Annotated in this window: 16 protein-coding genes; 10 read left to right on the top strand and 6 right to left on the bottom strand. The window is 65.2% G+C overall.

What is annotated here, in order from left to right; all coding sequences use genetic code 11:
* Nucleotides 1-78 precede the first annotated feature (78 nt).
* The 4 genes from AAA989_RS00580 to AAA989_RS00565 all read right to left on the bottom strand — a co-directional run bounded on the left by AAA989_RS00580 (nt 79) and on the right by AAA989_RS00565 (nt 4785).
* Nucleotides 79-2526, bottom strand: a complete 2448-nt coding sequence (locus tag AAA989_RS00580) for a TonB-dependent receptor (protein ID WP_338240464.1) — start codon at nt 2524-2526, stop codon at nt 79-81.
* A complete protein-coding gene (locus tag AAA989_RS00575; RefSeq protein ID WP_338240463.1) occupies nt 2510-3511 on the bottom strand; it encodes a FecR family protein in 1002 nt (333 codons plus the stop codon). Before AAA989_RS00575 ends, AAA989_RS00580 begins: the two co-directional genes overlap by 17 nt.
* A gap of 33 nt (nt 3512-3544) precedes the next feature.
* Entirely contained in the window at nt 3545-4057 is a 513-nt protein-coding gene (locus AAA989_RS00570; RefSeq protein WP_338240462.1) for an RNA polymerase sigma factor, read from the bottom strand.
* 113 nt (nt 4058-4170) lie between these two features.
* Nucleotides 4171-4785: a M23 family metallopeptidase gene (locus tag AAA989_RS00565; RefSeq protein WP_338240461.1), complete on the bottom strand. Its 615-nt coding sequence runs from the start codon at nt 4783-4785 to the stop codon at nt 4171-4173.
* 139 nt (nt 4786-4924) lie between these two features.
* Between AAA989_RS00565 and AAA989_RS00560 the strand changes: the two genes are divergently transcribed.
* Genes AAA989_RS00560 through AAA989_RS00515 form a run of 10 tightly spaced genes read left to right on the top strand, consistent with a single transcriptional unit; the run spans nt 4925 to nt 15997 of the window.
* The gene (locus AAA989_RS00560; RefSeq protein WP_338240460.1) at nt 4925-5737 is read left to right on the top strand and encodes an aldolase/citrate lyase family protein; all 813 of its coding nucleotides are present in this window, start codon (nt 4925-4927) and stop codon (nt 5735-5737) included.
* Nucleotides 5738-5742: 5 nt separating this feature from the next.
* Nucleotides 5743-6573 carry an inositol monophosphatase family protein gene (locus AAA989_RS00555; RefSeq protein WP_338240459.1) on the top strand — a complete coding sequence of 277 codons (831 nt, stop codon included), beginning with the start codon at nt 5743-5745 and terminating at the stop codon, nt 6571-6573.
* Complete coding sequence (locus AAA989_RS00550) at nt 6570-8453, top strand: SLBB domain-containing protein (protein ID WP_338240458.1); 1884 nt, start codon at nt 6570-6572, stop codon at nt 8451-8453. The genes AAA989_RS00555 and AAA989_RS00550 overlap by 4 nt, the downstream gene beginning before the upstream one ends.
* Nucleotides 8450-9556, top strand: a complete 1107-nt coding sequence (locus AAA989_RS00545; protein WP_338240457.1) for a capsule biosynthesis protein — start codon at nt 8450-8452, stop codon at nt 9554-9556. Before AAA989_RS00550 ends, AAA989_RS00545 begins: the two co-directional genes overlap by 4 nt.
* Entirely contained in the window at nt 9553-10503 is a 951-nt protein-coding gene (locus AAA989_RS00540; RefSeq protein ID WP_338240456.1) for a glycosyltransferase family 2 protein, read from the top strand. Before AAA989_RS00545 ends, AAA989_RS00540 begins: the two co-directional genes overlap by 4 nt.
* Nucleotides 10500-11801: a hypothetical protein gene (locus AAA989_RS00535; RefSeq protein WP_338240454.1), complete on the top strand. Its 1302-nt coding sequence runs from the start codon at nt 10500-10502 to the stop codon at nt 11799-11801. The genes AAA989_RS00540 and AAA989_RS00535 overlap by 4 nt, the downstream gene beginning before the upstream one ends.
* Entirely contained in the window at nt 11798-12811 is a 1014-nt protein-coding gene (locus AAA989_RS00530) for an NAD-dependent epimerase/dehydratase family protein (protein WP_338240453.1), read from the top strand. Before AAA989_RS00535 ends, AAA989_RS00530 begins: the two co-directional genes overlap by 4 nt.
* Nucleotides 12808-14631, top strand: coding sequence for a thiamine pyrophosphate-binding protein (locus AAA989_RS00525; RefSeq protein ID WP_338240452.1), 1824 nt, complete (start codon nt 12808-12810; stop codon nt 14629-14631). Before AAA989_RS00530 ends, AAA989_RS00525 begins: the two co-directional genes overlap by 4 nt.
* Nucleotides 14631-15035 carry a GtrA family protein gene (locus tag AAA989_RS00520; RefSeq protein ID WP_338240451.1) on the top strand — a complete coding sequence of 135 codons (405 nt, stop codon included), beginning with the start codon at nt 14631-14633 and terminating at the stop codon, nt 15033-15035. Before AAA989_RS00525 ends, AAA989_RS00520 begins: the two co-directional genes overlap by 1 nt.
* The gene (locus tag AAA989_RS00515; protein ID WP_338240449.1) at nt 15035-15997 is read left to right on the top strand and encodes a class I SAM-dependent methyltransferase; all 963 of its coding nucleotides are present in this window, start codon (nt 15035-15037) and stop codon (nt 15995-15997) included. Before AAA989_RS00520 ends, AAA989_RS00515 begins: the two co-directional genes overlap by 1 nt.
* Here the strand turns inward: AAA989_RS00515 and rfbG are convergent.
* Complete coding sequence (gene rfbG, locus AAA989_RS00510) at nt 15949-17031, bottom strand: CDP-glucose 4,6-dehydratase (RefSeq protein ID WP_338240448.1); 1083 nt, start codon at nt 17029-17031, stop codon at nt 15949-15951. The genes AAA989_RS00515 and rfbG overlap by 49 nt on opposite strands.
* A complete protein-coding gene (rfbF, locus tag AAA989_RS00505) occupies nt 17028-17801 on the bottom strand; it encodes a glucose-1-phosphate cytidylyltransferase (RefSeq protein ID WP_338240446.1) in 774 nt (257 codons plus the stop codon). The genes rfbG and rfbF overlap by 4 nt, the downstream gene beginning before the upstream one ends.
* Nucleotides 17802-17913: the final 112 nt, after the last annotated feature.

The raw sequence follows: 17913 nt of genomic DNA, 5'->3' as shown, positions 1-17913 counted from the left end.
CGCAAGAGATAACCGCCGCCGCTGCTTTCGATAATCGGGACGAAGCAGGATATGGAATTCTGCATTTCGAGACAATCGTCAGAACGCAATCTGGACGCCGAGACGCACCGATCGGGGTTTCAGAGGCGTAATCTGGTCCTTGTCGCGGATCTCGAAGGGCGAGCCGAGCGCGAAGCGGTTGCCCGTCGCATCCAGCAGATTTGTGACTGCCAGGCTGAAGCGTGTTTTGCCCATTAGCAGTTGCGCCTCTATCCCGGTGTCGATGTAGTCGCCTTGCAGGCGCCCCAGCAGCGGACCGATCCCCAGCACGGACTGGCCGACGTATCGGGCATAGCCCGACAGTTCCAGCTCGGTATCCTGCCTCAGGGGTGTCCACCAGCTGAAGCCTGCATGGGCCATCCGGTCGGCGATGTTGGGCAGGCGATCGTCGTTGAATCGCACGAGGTCGCCATCGTCTTCCACCGTCGGCGCAGCCAGGTAGAGAATCTCGAACGGCTGGGTTACTTCGCTTTCGTTGAAGTAGACGGCGCCTTCCAGTTCCAGCCGCGGCGTCAGTCGCCAGCGCCCTGACAGGCCGAGCGAAAAAACCTGCCCGTCGCCGATATTGGTGGTGGTGGGAAAGCCGTATCCATCGATCAGGTCGGCTTGGATGTTGTTCCAGTCCGTCCATGACAGGCTTGCTTCCAGTTCGAGGTCCTGCCCGCGATATCGGGCGCCGGCTTCCAGCGTCTGCACGCTGTCGCTGCGGAACTGCTGCACGAATTCGCGGCGCACCGCGATGCCGCCGGGGCGGAAACCTTCCTGGTAGCGCAGGAACGCGGTAAGACTGTCATCCACCCGGTAGGCCAGCGCGAGCGAGGGCAGGAATTCGGATTCGGTTCGTCTATCATCGGCCGACGGATCGATGCTCAGCACCAATTCCGGCAGGACCGGGGTCAGCGCCTCGCCCGTCAGGTGGCTCACCGTCACCCGGCCGCCAGCGGTCATGGTAAGGTCGGATGCCAGCGCGAAGGTGGCCTCGCCATAAGCGGTCAGCTCGTCCACTGTGTTCGCTACGCCGGTAAGATCGGATTCGGTGCCTTTCACATCGATCTGGCGGAAGGTCTCCGCCTCGTTATGCAGGTAACTGGCCGCGATCAGCCATCCGGTACCGTCCGGCAGGGTGCGCGCCAGCCGCGCTTCCGCCGTGAACATGTCTTCGCGGTTGCGCTGGGTGTAGCCGGCCAGTTCACCGCCGGTAAGCGGGGCGATATCGGAATTGCGCAGATCGGCCAGGGCCGGACCCTCGAAGGCTTCGAATACCGACTGGTTGGCATAGGCGGCCGACAGCGTGAGCTGGAGGTCTTCCCAGCCCTTGTTTACCACGAGGTCTGCCAGCAGGAATTCATTGTCGAAAGGCTGGGCGATCGTGCTGGCGCGTTCCAGGTCACCCTGTCCGGGTTCCGAATACTGGCCGTCGGCGCCCTCGATCCGCTGACCGACAAGCCCGGCATCGATCGTCACGCCGTCATCGCCCTGATAGCGCAGCGCCAGTCGGCCCCCGAGCGAGTCGACATCGTTGACATCCTCCAGTCCGCGACCGACGTCGTCGATATAGCCGTTCTCAAACGTACCGAAGGCGAGGGCGCGCAACGCCAGCCGGTCTTCCACCAGCGGTAGGTTCAGGACACCGCCGCCATCGTAGCCGACCTCGCCGTGGGTAACCGCTTCGATCCCGGCCCAGGCATACCCCTCGATCCTGTCCAACCGCGGCGGCTGGGGAACCACGCGCACGATCCCGCCCAGCGAACCCGCGCCGTAAAGAGTGCCCTGCGGCCCTTCCAGCACCTCGATCCGCCCGACGTCGTAAAGGCGAAGGCTAGGGTCTGGCGCGGCATAGGTGATGCGGCTTTGGCCCCAATACTGCCCGACGGTGGACTGCGTCGGCCCGACGAAACTGGAATCCGCGATGCCGCGTATGAACAGTTTGTTGCGGCCCGGCCCCTGATGGGTGGAGACGACGCTTGCCGCCGTGGTGCCCAGCGCATCCGTGCCTTGGCGGCCATGCGCAACGGACAGGCGATCGCCTTCGATCACGTGCACCATCCCAGCATAGGCGCTGATCGGCATGTCGCGCTTGGTGGCGGTAACGACAATTTCGATCGGCTCGACAAGCGGCGGTGGCGGGGCCGGTGAAGGGGCACGCGGGGCTGGCGCCGCCTGCGCGCGCCGGGGCTGCGGTGATGGCGGGGCGCGCTCTATGAGGAAGCTGTTGGAGGCGACTCGGCGCGGTCGGGCACCGGTGCCGCGCAACATCCGAACCAGCGCTTCGCTCGCCGTCATCTCGCCCCTGACCGATCGCACTCGCACATTGGCAAGTCGTCGATCGCGAAAACCGATGCTCGATCCGGTCTGCCGGCTCAGCGAGCGGACGGCTTCCTCCAACGAGGTTACCGACACGTCGATCCTTTGCCGCTCCTCACGGGCGAGGGCAGGAGAGGGGAATAGCAGGACTGCTGCGACGATCAGGCTAACGAAGCGGACCATTCCCCAGTCTCATCTCCCAATTGTCATCGGTTTGCGTGATGCTGACGCCCAGCAGGGCGCTGGCGCTGTCGAGCAATTGCCGTTCGGAACCGCCGGTCGCCAGCGTCCCGGTATAGCGGACGGTGCGGGCATCCCCGGACACCTGCACCGGTTTGCCGACCGCGCGCGAAAGATCTCGGGCAATGTCCGTCAGGGGTGCGTTTTCGTAATGCAGCAGGCCTTCGCGCCAGCTACCGATCGTGCCTGAAGCGGCGCTGACGACTTCCACCGCCGTTCCCGGCGCTCCGCGCAACAGCCGGTCGCCCGGCTCAAGCCGCACCTCCTCGTCGCCATGATCGTAGATTACCACGCCTTCTGCGACGGCCACTTCCAGCGTGTTCGCATCATGGACGACATTGAAGATCGTGCCCGCGTCGATCAGGCGGGTTTCCCCGACGGTGACGATGAAAGGATTGGCGGCGTCGTGAGCGATTTCGAACAGTGCCTCCCCCCGAGCGAGCGTGACCCGCCGCGGATCTTCGGGGTGATAGGTCACCAGGCTGTTGCCGTTGATCTCCATCCGGGAACCGTCGCCCAGCGCGATGCTGCGGTGTTCGCCCGGCTCGGTGGCGATCTCGGTCAGCTGCGGCCCGCCTGGGAAGGACGACCATGCCACGACTGCCGCCAGCGAGGCGGCAATCGCACCGCCCCAGACAGGCTGCTTGCGCGTAAAGGCGAAGATCCCCCCGGTGCGTGGCGGCTGTTCGTCGGGTTCGTATTCTACCGGGGTGACGGGGTCCGTCACCGCCGGAGCGGGGTTGTCGGCCTGGCGCAGCGCCTCTGCAGCCCAGTCGTCTTCCCCCAGCGCGGCTTCGTAGGCGTGCAGGTGAACCGGATCGGCCTCCAGCCAGTGCGTGAAAGCGTCCCAGGCTTCGAAGCCGGGATCGTTGACGCGGATTATCCATGAGCGGGCGGTATCCATGACCTGTGAAGTCTCCGATGTCATGCGCCCGCCCCGATGATGACGAAGCCGATATCGCTATTCCGCATCGAATTTCGCCTTTAGCTGTGCCAGCGCGCGGTAGGCCTTCTGCAGGTCCTTTTCCACCGAACTGAGGCTGATGCCGTATTCCCGCGCGATTGCCGCCTGCGTCATTCCGTCAAGCCGGTACAGTCGGAACACCGCTACCACGCGCGGCCCCAGTTGTTCCAGCGTCCGCGACACCATCTCCAGCCGCTCGCGCGCGATCAGGACCCGTTCGCCAAGCGGATGGTCTTCCGCGGTCTCGCCCGTATCGTGCCACTCCAGTTGCCGCCGTTCGCGGCTGATCTGCGACCGGCGAACGTCGCGGATCAGGTTTTCCGCCGTGCGGAACAGGTAGGACATGGGATCGGAAACGGGCTGCGCCGGGGTTCGCGCCACGCGCTGCCACAACTCCTGGAAGAGGTCTTCGGCATCGTTTCCCGCGCCGCGTGCGGCAAGGAAGCGCAGCAGTCGCGCGCGCTCGTTGAGCGCCACGACCTGCAAACCACTGACATGTTCGTTATTCATGACTGAGGACACGGTATCGGTCTCCGCGTGCGGATCCGGCTCGTCCCTCGAAGCCGTTATCGCCCGTAGATCGCTGAAACGCGGCGAAGTCAAGATCGTACCACATCCCGGTTTCAAAGCTCGTCTCCGTTCGCTGCGATCGAACGTTCGCGCGCGCGCGCGAATTCCGACACGTGCGGCGTTGAATCCAGCAGCGGAGCAGCCTCGAAACGCCGAAACGCGCGCGGTGTCGAAAGAAAGGGCAGCGGGTCGCGTGCCTGGCCATTTTGCCGCACCTCGAAATGCAGGTGGTTGCCGGTGGATCGCCCCGTGGAACCGGCAAGCGCGATAACCTGGCCTTCGGCCACCTGCTCGCCCGGCGCGACCAGAACCCGGGAAAGATGTGCGTAGCGGGTCTGCATGGCATTGGCATGACGGATTTCCACCATCAGGCCGTAGCCGCCCGCACGTCCCGCATGGCCGATCTGGCCCGGCGCGGCGGCGCGCACGGGGGTGCCCAGCGGCACGGGGATGTCGATGCCGGAATGCAGGCGCACCGCTCCGTCCAGCGGATGGCGGCGATAGCCGAAACCGGAACTCAGCCATGGCAGGATCACCGCTCCAGCGGCGGTGCTGCTACTGTCCGTGCTCGCATGGCCAAAATGCTCCACGGATTGCGAGCGTGCGGGAACCGGCTGGAAAACCAGCAGGATAGCTACGGCTAGACAGTGTTCGGCTCGGACCGGCATCGTCGGCAGGACGAAGCCGAGCGCGCGATCCCGCAAGCATTCCGAAAATTTTTTCGCCGGGCCATTTTTTTATGCGGGCCTGCTGTCGCCGCTTCGTCTCGCTTTCCGGAAACCGCACTCAAATTCGGGAGGCACGACAATGAATACCTACGAACAGAACATGCTAGACATGCTGAAGAGGGGCCGCGACGAGTTCGGCGTCTTGGCCGTAAAGGCGGAATTCGAGGCGGAAGGCACGCGTCCAGACGAACTATTGCGCTTGCTGGAAATGACGCATCGCGCAGACCTGAAGGTGGCACTGAAGATCGGCGGCTGCGAGGCCGTGAGCGACCTGCTGGCGGCCAGGCTCTATGGTGCGAACTATTTGATCGCTCCGATGTTGGAGACGCCATACGCGCTGGGCAAGTATGTCGAGGCGCGAGCAAGGACATGGGGGGACGATGTCTCGCAAGCCGATTTCCTCTTCAACATCGAGACCGTCACTGGCCTTGCCAACCTGGCCGACATGGCGCCGATCGCGCGCCAGCATCTGGCCGGAATCGTCTTTGGCCGCGTAGATTTCACCCTGTCGCGCGGCCTGGGCCGCGACCATATCAATACGGCGCAGATCACCCAATGCGTGACCCGCGTGGCAGATGCTTGCCGCGAGCATGATCTCGACCTCGTCGTGGGCGGTGGTATTTCTGCAGAAGCCGTGGACGCACTGCGCGAGGTCCGCGCAATTCGGCTGGATCGCATCGAGACCCGCAAGGTGGTTTTCGATGCCGCCATCGTGGAAAGCGCGCGCTATCAGGAAGCTATCTCCAATGCCGTCGGCTTCGAGCTGGCCTGGCTTGAAAACAAGCGCGCCTATTATTCGCAAATCGCGCAGGAAGATGCGAAGCGCATCGCCATGATGCGCGATCGCGGGGCCCAGGCCGGGAATATCGGCCTCGCAACGCTGGCGGCCTGATAGCCATGTCTCTCCACGACCAGGTCTCGCAGCTGATGCGGCAGGTGGCCGATGAGGTGGTTCTGCCGAACTACCGCTGCCTGCGACAGGCACAGGTTTACGAGAAGTCGCCGGGTGAGGTTGTCACCAGTGTCGACCTGGAATCCGAGCGTCGGCTTGCAGCCGGGCTGCGCGCCGCCCTGCCTTCCGCGCGGGTGGTTGGAGAGGAAGCCGCTGCCGCCGATCCCAGTTTGCTTGGCGGTATCGGCGAAGGGGCCGTGTGGTTGATAGATCCGCTCGACGGAACGAGAAACTATGCTTCGGGCAGCGGACCCTTCGGCATGATGGTGGCGCTGGTAATCGGCGGCATCACACAGATGGGATGGATGCTCGATCCCCGGGGGCACCGCATGAGCTTTGCCGAACGCGGGAAGGGCGCGTGGTGCGGCGGACTTCGCGTCCGCTGCCACAGGCCCATGAGAGCCCGGCCCGTTGCGGCGCTGGGCACGCATTTCCTTTCACCTGCGCGGCGCGAACAGGTCCACGCCGCGGCGCGTCCCCATTTCGAGCGCGTGCCGGTGCCGATGTGTGCGGCCGAAAGCTACCCGCGGCTGGTGCTGGGGCGTGACGACGTACTGATGTTTCAGCGCATCCTGCCCTGGGATCACGCTGCCGGCGCGCTGTTCGTGACAGAGGCCGGCGGCCATGTCTCGCACTGGGATCGATCGCCCTACCGAGTGGGCGGCGACGGCGTAGGCGTGATCGCCGCTGCCACCCATGACTTGTGGGACCTTGCGACCGGCACGCTGGCGCCCGCGGCCCTGAGCCTGGCACCGGAAATCGAGCGCGCTGCATGAACCGTCCGGCCGCCCGGTGCTTGCTCGCCTGCCTGGCGGCCGGATCTCTCGGCCTGTCCATGCCGGCGCTGGCCCAGTTCTCTCTCCCCGTTTCTCCCGAGCAGCAGCAGCAGCGATCTGGCGATAACGAAAACAGCACCGCCGCGACCGGACAGGACGTCCCTCCAGTCCGGATCCCGTCGTTTGAGCCGACCAGCCTTGATAGCCCGACCCGCGGCTCGTCCGGACAAGTGGCAGAGGCGGCGGTTGCTGAGGAGACGAGGCTTTCCAGACAAGCTGTCCCCAGTGAGTTTGAAAGCTTCGTCTCCACCCTGGCGGGCACCGACTTGCGCCGCTTCGGCGCCGAACTGCTGGTGCCCGAGGCGCGCGGGTTTGCGGTGCCGCCTACCGCCGCAATTCCACCCGACTATCGCTTGAACCCGGGCGATACGATCCGCCTGTCCCTTGCCGGTTCGGTTCACGCCAGCGACCTGCGGCTGACGGTCGATAACGAGGGCCGCATATTCGTGCCGCAGATCGGTGCCATCCGCGTTGGCGGAGTGCGCTATGCGGACTTGCGTGAGGTTATCGGACAGGAAGTGTCCCGCCAGTATCGCAGTTTTGAACTGGAAGTTGCCGTCGCCCGGCTTGGCGGGGTCAGCGTCTTCGTCACCGGCTTCGTCGATCAGCCCGGCACGATCACCGTCGGGAGCCTGTCGACGCTGGTGAATGCCGTCCTTGCCGCAGGCGGGCCTTCGCCGGGCGGCAGTTTTCGATCCATCCAGCTGCGTCGCGGCGGCCAGCTGATGTCGGACTTCGACCTTTATGATCTGCTGCTGCGCGGCGACCGCACGGGCGATGCCGTGCTGCAGAACGGCGATGTCATCTTCGTTGCTGCCGCGGGCGAGCAGGTGGCCGTGACCGGCAGCGTCAACCGCGAGGCGATCTACGAACTCGCACCCGGAGAAACACTCGCCGATGCGCTTGCATATGCCGGCGGCACCAACACCCTGGCGGATCGCAGCCGCCTGATGGTCTATGATCCACTGGCCGAGAGCGCGGGCGGATGGGCGCAGATCACGGCTGCCGAGGCCCGGTCCCGGCCGGTGCAGCGCGGCGAGATCATTCGCGTCCTTACCAATGCCGACATCGCCCGGCCGCTACACCGGCAATCGCTGCTGGTGACCATCAGCGGCGAGGTGGCCCGTCCCGGCCGCTATTTCTTCGCCCCCGGAACGCGCCTGGCCGACGTGCTGTCCTTGGCCGGCGGGCTGACTGCCGATGCCTTTCCCTATGCCAGCGTCATCACCCGCGAGAGCGTGCGACGACAGCAGCAGGAAAGCTTCGAGCGGGCGATCGCCGATGTGGAAATGCTGCTGACGGCGCAACCGCTGACATCGGCGGATCGCGCGCAGATGGTCCAGCCGGCCAATGTCGACCTCATCCGTTCGGTGGTAGACCAGATGGGCATGCGCGAGCCAACCGGGCGGCTGGTTTTCGACCTGCCGCTGGACGCGACCGACCTGCCTGCCGACCTGGTCATGGAAAACAACGATACGATCCATGTCCCGGCGCGCCCCGTCACCGTCGGCGTGTTCGGAGCGGTGCCTACGCCTGCTTCCTTCGCCTTCGCCGAGCAGCGCCGCATCCGCGACTACGTGGAAATGGCGGGCGGAATCCAGGACATGGGCGACGACGACGAGATCTTCGTCGTGCGCGCCAACGGCACGGTGCTGTCCAGCGGCAGCCGCACCCTGCGCGCCGAGGCATTGCCGGGCGACCTCGTCTTCGTGCCGATCGACGCCAACCGCGGCGAGTTCTGGCTTCGCCTGCGCGAGATATCGGGCACGCTGTTCGGCGGCGTGATCGGCGCAGCATCGGTAAAGGCGGTGGTGGAATGAGCGTGCTGTCGCGCATCGGCGTCGGGCTCGAAGCGCCGCGCAACCGCTGGCTCTGCTATGCCCTGCTGGCTTCGGTTCTCGCCGTGCTGTGCCTGTTTCCGCAGCCCTATGTCGCGCGGGCCAAGGTCCTGCCGCAGGATCCGGGAAGCCTTGGCCTTGGGCTGGGTGGCGGAATGAACGGCAGCCTCCAGGGTTTCGCGGCCTTGCTGGGCGGCGCGAAGCAGCCTGTCGACATGCACCTTGCCGTCGCCCGCAGCACCGAGGTTGCCGACGCGGTGATCGACGAACTGGAGCTGGAACGCGAATACGGCAGCAGGCGCGAGGCACGGCTGATGCTGGCTCGCAAGGTCGACGTGCACTCGCTGACCGGTGGTCTCATCGAGATCGAGACGCGCAGCCACGATGCCGCCCAGGCCGAGGCCCTGACCGAGGAATACAGTACCGCCATCAGCGATCGTATCGTGCTGTTGGGACGCGATCGCACGGCGCGCAAGGAAGGCGTCGTAGGTCGGCGCTTCGCCGAGGCGGCGGACCGGGTGGCCCAGGCGGAATCCGCTCTCGATGCCTTTCGCCGTCGCAACAGCCTTGCCGCTCCCGAAGCGCAACTGGGTGCGGAGATATCCCTGCGCGCGGGACTGCAGGCGCAGTTGCAGGCGAAGCGTATCGAGCTGAACACACTGGCCGGCTTTCTCGGGCCGGAGAACCCGCGCCTCGTCGCCGTGCAGTCCGAAGTGGCGTCCCTGCAGCAGCAGATCGCCCGTGCGTCCACGCCCGGGCGCGATGCAGCCGGGCCCAATGTCGCCGGCTTGTCCGAGGTCTCCAGCGAATACCTCAATCTCTATCGCGATTATCGGTTCGCACAGGCGCTGTACGAGGTCTATTCGCGTTCGACAGAAGAGGTCGCGGTCGAGGCACTGGCGGGCGAGACCGCGTCCGACGTCCAGGTGATCGAGGCTGCAAGGCTCGATGTCGATCGCAAGGTCAACATTGCCGCGGTTGCCGCGCTGGCCTTGCTCGTCCTGCTGGCTGCCTTCACCGAAATCTATGCGCCTGCCACGGGCATCCGTCTGCCCCTGGTCCATCGCCGTGAAGCCGCCCTGTGACGAGCGCCCCTTCCTCGCCGGAACTCTCCGTGGTCATCCCGTGCTACAACGAGGAGGAGAACGTCCGCGCCATCTGCATGGCCGTTATCGCCGAGGCGGAACGTGCAGCCTCGAGCCACGAGGTCGTGCTGATCGACAACTGCTCGACCGACGGCACCCGTGCGATCATCCGCGATCTGTGCTTAGAAAATCCTACTGTCCGGGCGATCTTCAACAACCGCAACTATGGTCAGATGCGCTCTCCCACTTATGGCATCTACCAGGCCAGCGGGGCGGCGGTGATCGGCATGGGAGCCGATTTCCAGGATCCGCCCGCAATGATCGGCACCTTCATGGCGCAGTGGCGCGCAGGCGCACAGGTCGTGCTGGGACAGCGGCGACGGGAGCGTTCGTCGATCCTGCTGCGCGTCGTGCGCAAGGCGGGCTACGGCTTCCTTTCCCGTTTCGGGGACTACCCCGTGATCCCCGGCGCGACCGGTTTCGGCCTGTTCGATCGCAAGGTGGTCGATGCCCTGGCGCGGTGGAACGAGCCCGAACCCTTCTTCCGCGGCATGCTGGTGGAGGTTGGCTATCGCATCGTGGTGGTGCCTTTCGACCGGCCCCCGCGCGCAGCGGGAAGAAGCAAGAACGGGTTCGCCTCGCTGGCAGGATTTGCCCTTTCCGCGCTGGCGGGTTCCGCGCGCTCGATGCTTCGGCTGCCGCTGTTGCTTGCCATGATCGGCGGTCTGGGCACGATCGTGCTGGCGCTGGTTTCCCTCGTGGCGCTCTTCCTTGACGGTCCTACCGGAACCCTGGCCTTTGCTGGTCTCGCAGTGGCTTCGCTTACGGTCGTGCTGCTATCGATCGGGCTTGTGGCCGAACAGGTCCGCTTGCTGTGCGAGCGGAGCAGGAACGTCCCGCTGGTGATCGAGGAAGAGCGGATCAACTTTCCACCGGCAGTCTCGTGACCTCCCGCCGCCGCACACTGGCGCTCGCGATCGAAGTCGCGCTGGCCCTGGCCGTGCTGGCCACCCTCGGCCTGACGGGGTGGTTCTTCCGCCAGAACGGATACCTGCCGCAGCCTTTCGTGCTCGATACCAACGACACCTTAATGGACTGGTTCAACACGGCATACTGGGCGAACAACCCCGGCATGTACTCGGTATGGCGGACAATCTATCCGCCGCTTTCCTTCGTCTTCCTCGATCTGGCCAGCCTGCCCGACTGCTATCTGCAATCGCCGTTCTGGGCGCGCGACTGTGACTGGCTGGGCCGTGCCGCGATCATCGGCCTTTATGTCTTGAGCGTCGCCCTGTCGTGGCTCAGCTTTCGCCGGGCAGATGCGGCAACCGCGTGGATGCGCACCGTTGCAATGGCACTTGGTCTGCCCTTGCTGTTCACGCTGGAGCGCGGCAACCTCATCCTTGCCTCCCTGCCGTGTTTCATCCTAGCGCACGGACCGCTGGTACGCTCGCGGCTATGGCGCGCGCTCGCCGCTGCGGCGACGATCAATTTCAAGCCATACCTGGTGCTTCCCGTGTTGCAGCATGCGATCCGGCGCGAATGGCGTGCGCTGGAACTGGCTGGCATTGCCACCGTCGCGCTTTACCTGGTGACGCTTGCGATTGTGGGCGCCGGCACACCGGCCGAACTTGCCGCCAACACGGCCAACTGGGTCGAATTCCAGAGCGGACAGGTCTGGAACGAGATCAATTTCTCCACCAGCTACGCGCCTTTTCTCGACATGCGGGCAGCGCAGCTGCCGCTGCTCGAATTCGTCTCTTCCCGCACCGTGGAGAGCATCGAGATGGCCGTGTCCGTCGCTATCCGCGCGACGCAGGCCATTGCCCTCGCGGCATTTGGGGCAGCTTGGTTGCAGCCGCAGGCCGTATCCGGAACCCGTATCGCTGCGGTCCTGCTGGGCGCCTACCTCGCGAGTCAGTCGCCGGGAGGCTACACGCAGGTATTCCTGCTGTTCCTTGTCTTCCTCGAACGGTTCCGGCGGCCCGGTCCGGTTGTGGCGATAGTGTGTGCGTACCTGCTGTGCCTGGTGGGAGACTGGCCGCTGGCCACGATCCTGGAGATCAGCAGTACAAGCTGGCTGGGAGAACGCACCGTGCGGCCCCAGTTCGGCCTTGCCTGGGGGCATTTCCTGCGGCCGGCCGTGCTGATCCTGATCGTGTGGGCGCTGGCGCTCGATACGATCGCGCAGGTCGCCCGCGCGCATGCCTCGCACCGACCGGCACTGGGGCTCGCAGCAGCATGATCGTGCACAGCGATGTCGAGCAGGCCGTGAAGGCGCTGGAGCATGTCTGGCCCGCGCTGGACGGTGCCCGGATATTCATGACCGGCGGCACCGGCTTCATCGGCCGGTGGATGCTGGAAGTCCTGGCGCGGGCGCCGATCGACGTGGAGGCGGTGCTGTTGACCCGCAATCCGGCGGCTTTCGCTACCAGGGCCCCGCACCTGGCCGCGCGGTTCGATCTGCTGGCCGGCGATACCGCCACCTTCGCCTTTCCTCGGTGCCGTTTCACCCATGTCGTCCACGGCGCGACCGACGCCAGTGCCGCCCTGACCGCCAGCGATCCGCGGCGCATGTTCGATACTATCGTGCGCGGTACCCGTCGCACGCTCGATCTGGCGCGCTTCAGCGGTGCCGGCCGTTACCTGCTGATGAGTTCCGGTGCGGTCTATGGGGCTCAGCCCGCCGATGTTGAACATGTAACCGAAGATTGGCGCGGAGGGCCCGACCTCGGCGATCCCCGGTCCGCCTATGCCGAGGGCAAGCGCGCGGCCGAAACCCTCTGCACGATCTACGGGGCACAGTTCGGCCTTGCGACTGCCAGTGCACGCATCTTCGCCCTGCTTGGGCCCCTGTTGCCGCTCGACACCCATTTCGCGGCGGGCAACTTCATCCGCGATGCCGTGGCCGGGAGGCGCATACAGGTGCAGGGGAGCGGGCAGGCCGTCCGTTCGTACCTATACCCCGCAGATCTCGCGGTCTGGCTCTGGACGATGCTGGCCCGCGCCGGGGCGGGGAGCGCCTACAATTGCGGATCGGAGGAGGCGGTATCCGTTGCCGATCTCGCCCACCGGACCGCGCGCATCCTGGGCAACCCTGGCGTGGACGTGCTGGGCGCGCCCGACGCCGGCTGGAACCCCGGAAGATACGTCCCCTCTACCGCGGCGATTGCCCGCGATCTCGGCCTGCGCCTGACTGTCCCCCTCGACGAGGCGATCCGGCGCACCGCCCTAGCAAACGGATGGAACCCATGACCACGATAAAGCTGTCCGACTGGGTCGCCGACTGGCTGGCCGCACATGGCATCGACGACGTCTTCATGCTGACCGGCGGCGGGGCGATGCACCTCAACCATTCGCTGGGCACCCATGCGCGGCTCAAGACCACCTTCTGCCATCACGAGCAGTCTCTGGCCATGGCGGCAGAGGCCTATGCCCGGCTCACCAATCGGCCAGCGGTGGTCAACGTGACCTCGGGCCCGGGCGGCACCAATGCCATCACCGGCGTCTATGGCGCTTACGTGGACTCGGTCGCCATGCTTGTGATTTCGGGGCAGGTGAAGCGCGAGACGACGGTGCGACATACCGGCCTGCCGCTGCGGCAATACGGTGACCAGGAACTCGACATCGAGCCCATCGTGACGCCGATCACCAAGTATGCCGCGATGGTGAACGATCCGCTGTCGATCCGGTATCATTGCGAAAAGGCTCTATACCTCGCCACCAGCGGCAGGCCCGGCCCTGTATGGCTGGACATTCCTCTGGACGTGCAGGCCGCGCGGATCGATCATGCGGAACTGCACCCCGGTTTCGACCCCGCAGAACTGGACGAGCCTTGGCGCGCAACCGATCTGGAGGATGCTGCACAAGGCATCCTGAACCTGGTGGCGGCCGCCGAACGGCCAGTGGTCTTCGCCGGCAGCGGCGTGCGCCTCAGCGGAGCGCACCACGAGTTCATGCAACTTATCGAACGGCTGCAGATCCCGGTGGTCACGGGCTGGAATGCGCACGATACCTTGTGGACGGATCACCCGCTAAACTGCGGCAAGCCGGGCACCGTGGGCGATCGGGGCGGCAACATGGTGACCCAGAGCGCCGACCTGCTGCTGGTCCTGGGCAGCCGTCTCAACATCCGGCAGGTAAGCTATAACTGGTACAGCTTTGCGCGCGAGGCCTTCAAGATCTGGGTCGATATCGATCCGGTGGAACTGAACAAGCCCAGCGTCCGGCCCGATATGCCGGTGGTGGCGGACCTTGCCGACCTGCTGCCCGCGCTCAACCATGCGCCCTTTGCCGGTCCTGCGCCAAGCCATCGCGAGTGGCTGGCCTGGGCACGCGAGCGGACGCGGTGTTTCCCTGCCGTCCTGCCCGAATATCGCGATCACGGGCCGCTGGTGCATCCCTATGTCGCAATGGACGAGCTGTTCGCCGCGCTGGCTGACGATGACGTGGTGGTGACGGGCAACGGCAGCGCCTGCGTGGTGGGATTCCAGGCCGCGCATATCCAACAAGGCCAGCGCCTGTGGACGAATTCCGGCAGTGCCACCATGGGGTACGACCTGCCGGCCGCAATCGGCGTGTGCGTGGCGCGCGGCGAGACCAAGCGAACCATCTGCATCACCGGCGATGGCAGCATCATGATGAACTTGCAGGAACTGCAGACCATCGCTGGCAAGCGCCTGCCGGTGAAGATATTTCTCATCAACAATTCAGGGTACGTCTCGATCTTCCAGACCCACCGCAACTTCTTCGGCGGGGTCGAGGTCGGCGGCGGACCGGAAAGCGACGTCTCCTTTCCCGAATTCCGCCGCATCGCCGAGGCATTCGACATTCCCCATGTCGCGGCGCGTTCGCACAATGAATTGCCGGGAGCGATCGGGGCTACGCTTGATTGCGATGGACCGGCCCTGTGCGAATTCTTCGTCGACGAGAACGTGGGCTTCGCGCCCAAACTGGGTGCTAGGGCCCATCCCGACGGGCGCATAACCTCGCCTGCGCTGGAAGACCTTTCTCCGTTCCTGCCGCGTAAGGTGCTGGCGGAGAACATGCGCATCCCTTTGCTGGAGGAGGACTGATGGCCGCGCTGACTATGCCGCGCCACTATCGCTTCATCGCCGCGGGCGCGATCAACACCGGGTTCGGGCTGGGATTCTACCCCTTGCTGGTGTGGAGCACGGATTACCTGCACCGGCATTACCTGCTGGCGCTGGGCATCGCGCAGGTGGTCTGCCTTGCCTTCGCCTTCGCCATCTACAAGTTCGGCGTGTTTCGCACTCGCGGGCGGGTGGGGCGCGAATTCGGCGCCTTCTCCACCTTCTACCTGTTCAACTACGCGGCCAACTGGGGTGCCTTGCCTGTGCTCGTCGAGCTGGGCGGGATTTCGCCGGTGGTCGCGCAGACGAGTTTCACCCTGCTGCTGATCGCGGGAAGCTGGTTCTGGCACAGCCGAATCACCTTTCGCGGTGCGGAGGACAAATAGTGCAAGACATCGAGAAAATGACCCGCCGCTGCCCTGCTTGCGGCGAGGTGCGTGCAAGCGTGGTTGCGGCCAGCGATCCTCCGGCAGAAGGCCTGCTGCCGCACCAGCTGGTGCGGCAGTGGGCGGGCCTAAGGAGAAACAAGGCCTTCTTTTCCTATGTGCGCTGCGCGGCGTGCGGACTGGTTTACAATCCGACCTACTTCAGCCGGAGGACCCTCGCGCAGCTCTACGCCGATCTCGAGCCGAACATGGACATGGTGCCGCCGCACATGGTGGCAGCTACTCAGCGTGGCTACTTTGACACCGTAGCAGACAAGAGCGATCTGTCAGGCGGCTTCCTCGAGATCGGACCGGATATCGGCTACATGGTAGGCGAAGCGGCGCGACGCGGCAATTTCGAGCGCTACTGGCTCTACGAACCCAATCTGGCCGTGCATGACCAGCTGCGCGAAGCCGCTGGCGGCAAGCCTGCGATAATCACCGACGAAATGGAGGACCTTGCCGCCGTGCCTGATGGCACGGTGGGGCTGGCGGTGATGATCCACGTTCTCGATCACCTGATCAAGCCAGCGGCCATGGTTCGCCAGATTGCCCGCAAGCTGAAGCCGGGGGGCGTGCTGGCTATCGTCACGCACAATGAAGGTTCGCTGCTGCGCCGCCTGCTGGGTACACGCTGGCCGCCTTTCTGCCTGCAGCATCCCCAGTTGTTCAGCCCGCGAACCATGCGCGGCCTGCTGGGCCGCGCAGGCTTCGACCATGTCGAGGTGCGGGCCGCGGCGAACGTGTTCCCCAGCGACTTCCTGTTGCGGCAGGCAGGTCAGGCTGTCGGACTGGGGCTGGCGAGGGTTTCCTTCCCGGCCATCGCGTTGCGTTTGCGGCTGGGCAATATCCTGACCTTGGCGCGCGTGTCCGCTCAGGCTGCGGAGGCGATTGCCGGCACGGAACTGGAAAGCGCACGATAGGCGACAATCTGTTCCAGGGTAACATCGAGAGCATCAGCGCCCTGCGCGACCGCCCGGTGCCAGGCAACGATCCAGTCGAGCGCCTGCGCCAAAGGCAGGATGGGCTGCCAGCCCAGTTCGCCGCGTGCCTTCGAACAATCCAGCCGCAGCAGCCCAGCCTCGTGCGGCCCCGGCCCGCCATCGGCAGCAGCAGGACGTGTGCCGCCCCATGCTGCGGCCATGCGGTCGACGATCCAGGACACAGGCCGGGCATCGTCGTCCGAAGGACCGAAATTCCAGCCATCGGCAAAGGCGCGTTCACCGGCCAGCAGTCGCTCAGCCAGCAGCAGGTATCCCCGCAGGGCTTCGAGTACGTGCTGCCAAGGGCGAACTGATCCGGGAGAACGGATCAGGGGGGCAGCCCCGCTTTCGAAGGCCCGGACAAGGTCGGGCACCAGTCGATCCTCCGCCCAGTCGCCTCCGCCGATCACGTTGCCCGCGCGCGCGGACGCGAGAAGCGGGCCATCGCCTGCCAGGAAAGACCGGCGCCACGCCGATACGACCAGTTCGGCGCAGCCTTTGCTGCTGGAATAGGGATCGTGGCCACCCATTGCCTCGTTCTCGCGATAGGGCCAGGGCCACTCCCGGTTCTCGTAGCACTTGTCACTGGTAACCGCGATGATGGCCCGCAGGCTGTCGCAGCGCCGCGCGGAATCGAGGACATGAACCGTGCCCATGACATTGGTTGCGTAGGTTTCCACCGGCTGCAAGTAGGACGGCCGCACTAGCGGCTGCGCGGCGAGATGGAAGACCACCTCGGGCCGCGCTGCGGCGAAGGCGCGCTCTACCGCGGCGGGATTACGGATGTCGCCCTCGATATGGTTCATGCGTTCGGCAATGCGGGCCGAAGCGAAGAGGCTTGGCTGCGTCGGCGGGGCCAGCGCGAGGCCCGTGACCTGCGCGCCCATTGCATGCAGCCAGAGCGACAGCCAGCTGCCCTTGAAACCCGTGTTGCCGGTAACCAGGATCCGGCGGCCCTTCCAGACGCGGCTCACCAGACCTTCCACGGGGCCGTGCCACTGGCCCACAGCTCTTCCAGGTACTGCTTGTCCCGCAGGGTATCCATCGGTTGCCAGAAGCCGTCATGGCGATAGGCCATCAGTTCGCCGCGCCCCGCAAGCCGTTCCAGCGGGCGCGATTCCCATGGTGTCTCCGGCCCGTCGACGAGGTCCAGCACCGATGGATCGGCGACGAAGAATCCGCCGTTGATCCGTCCGCCATCGCCATCGGGCTTTTCACGGAAGCCGGTAACCCGGTCGTTGTCGAAGGCCAGCGCGCCGAAGCGGCCGGGTGGCGAAACCGAGGTTATGGTGGCCCGCGATCCATGCGCCTTGTGATAGGCGACCAGCGTGCCGACATCGATATCGGCAACCCCGTCACCATAGGTGAAGCAGAAGGGCTCGCCGGGATCGAGATAGGGCCGAACGGCGGCCAGTCGGCCCCCGGTCATGGTCTGCGGCCCGGTTTCCACCAGGGTGATGCGCCACGGTTCGCTGCGGGCCGAATGGATTTCCATTCCGTTCCCGTTGCGCAGGTCGATGGTGACGTCCGATGTCTGCAGGTAATAGTTCGCGAAGAACTCCTTGATCACGTAGCCTTTATAGCCGAGGCAGATCACGAAGTCGTTGAATCCGCTGGCGGAATAGATCTTCATGATGTGCCACAGGATCGGCATGCCGCCGATCTCGATCATCGGTTTGGGGCGCAGGGCGGTCTCTTCCCCGATGCGGGTGCCGAGGCCGCCCGCCAGAATTACGGTTTGCATGGGTCCTCCACGTCTTGGTGTTCGAGCCCATGACGAAATCGCCGCCCCATGCCCGCAATCGACTGTCCTGTTTCGCGCTCGAACACGGCCCGATCATCGTCGTCATGGCGGT

Source organism: Aurantiacibacter hainanensis, from assembly GCF_036321025.1.
Taxonomy (GTDB): domain Bacteria; phylum Pseudomonadota; class Alphaproteobacteria; order Sphingomonadales; family Sphingomonadaceae; genus Alteraurantiacibacter; species Alteraurantiacibacter hainanensis.
The sequence above is the reverse complement of the archived record's forward strand: the minus strand, read 5'-3'. Positions and strand labels throughout refer to the sequence as shown.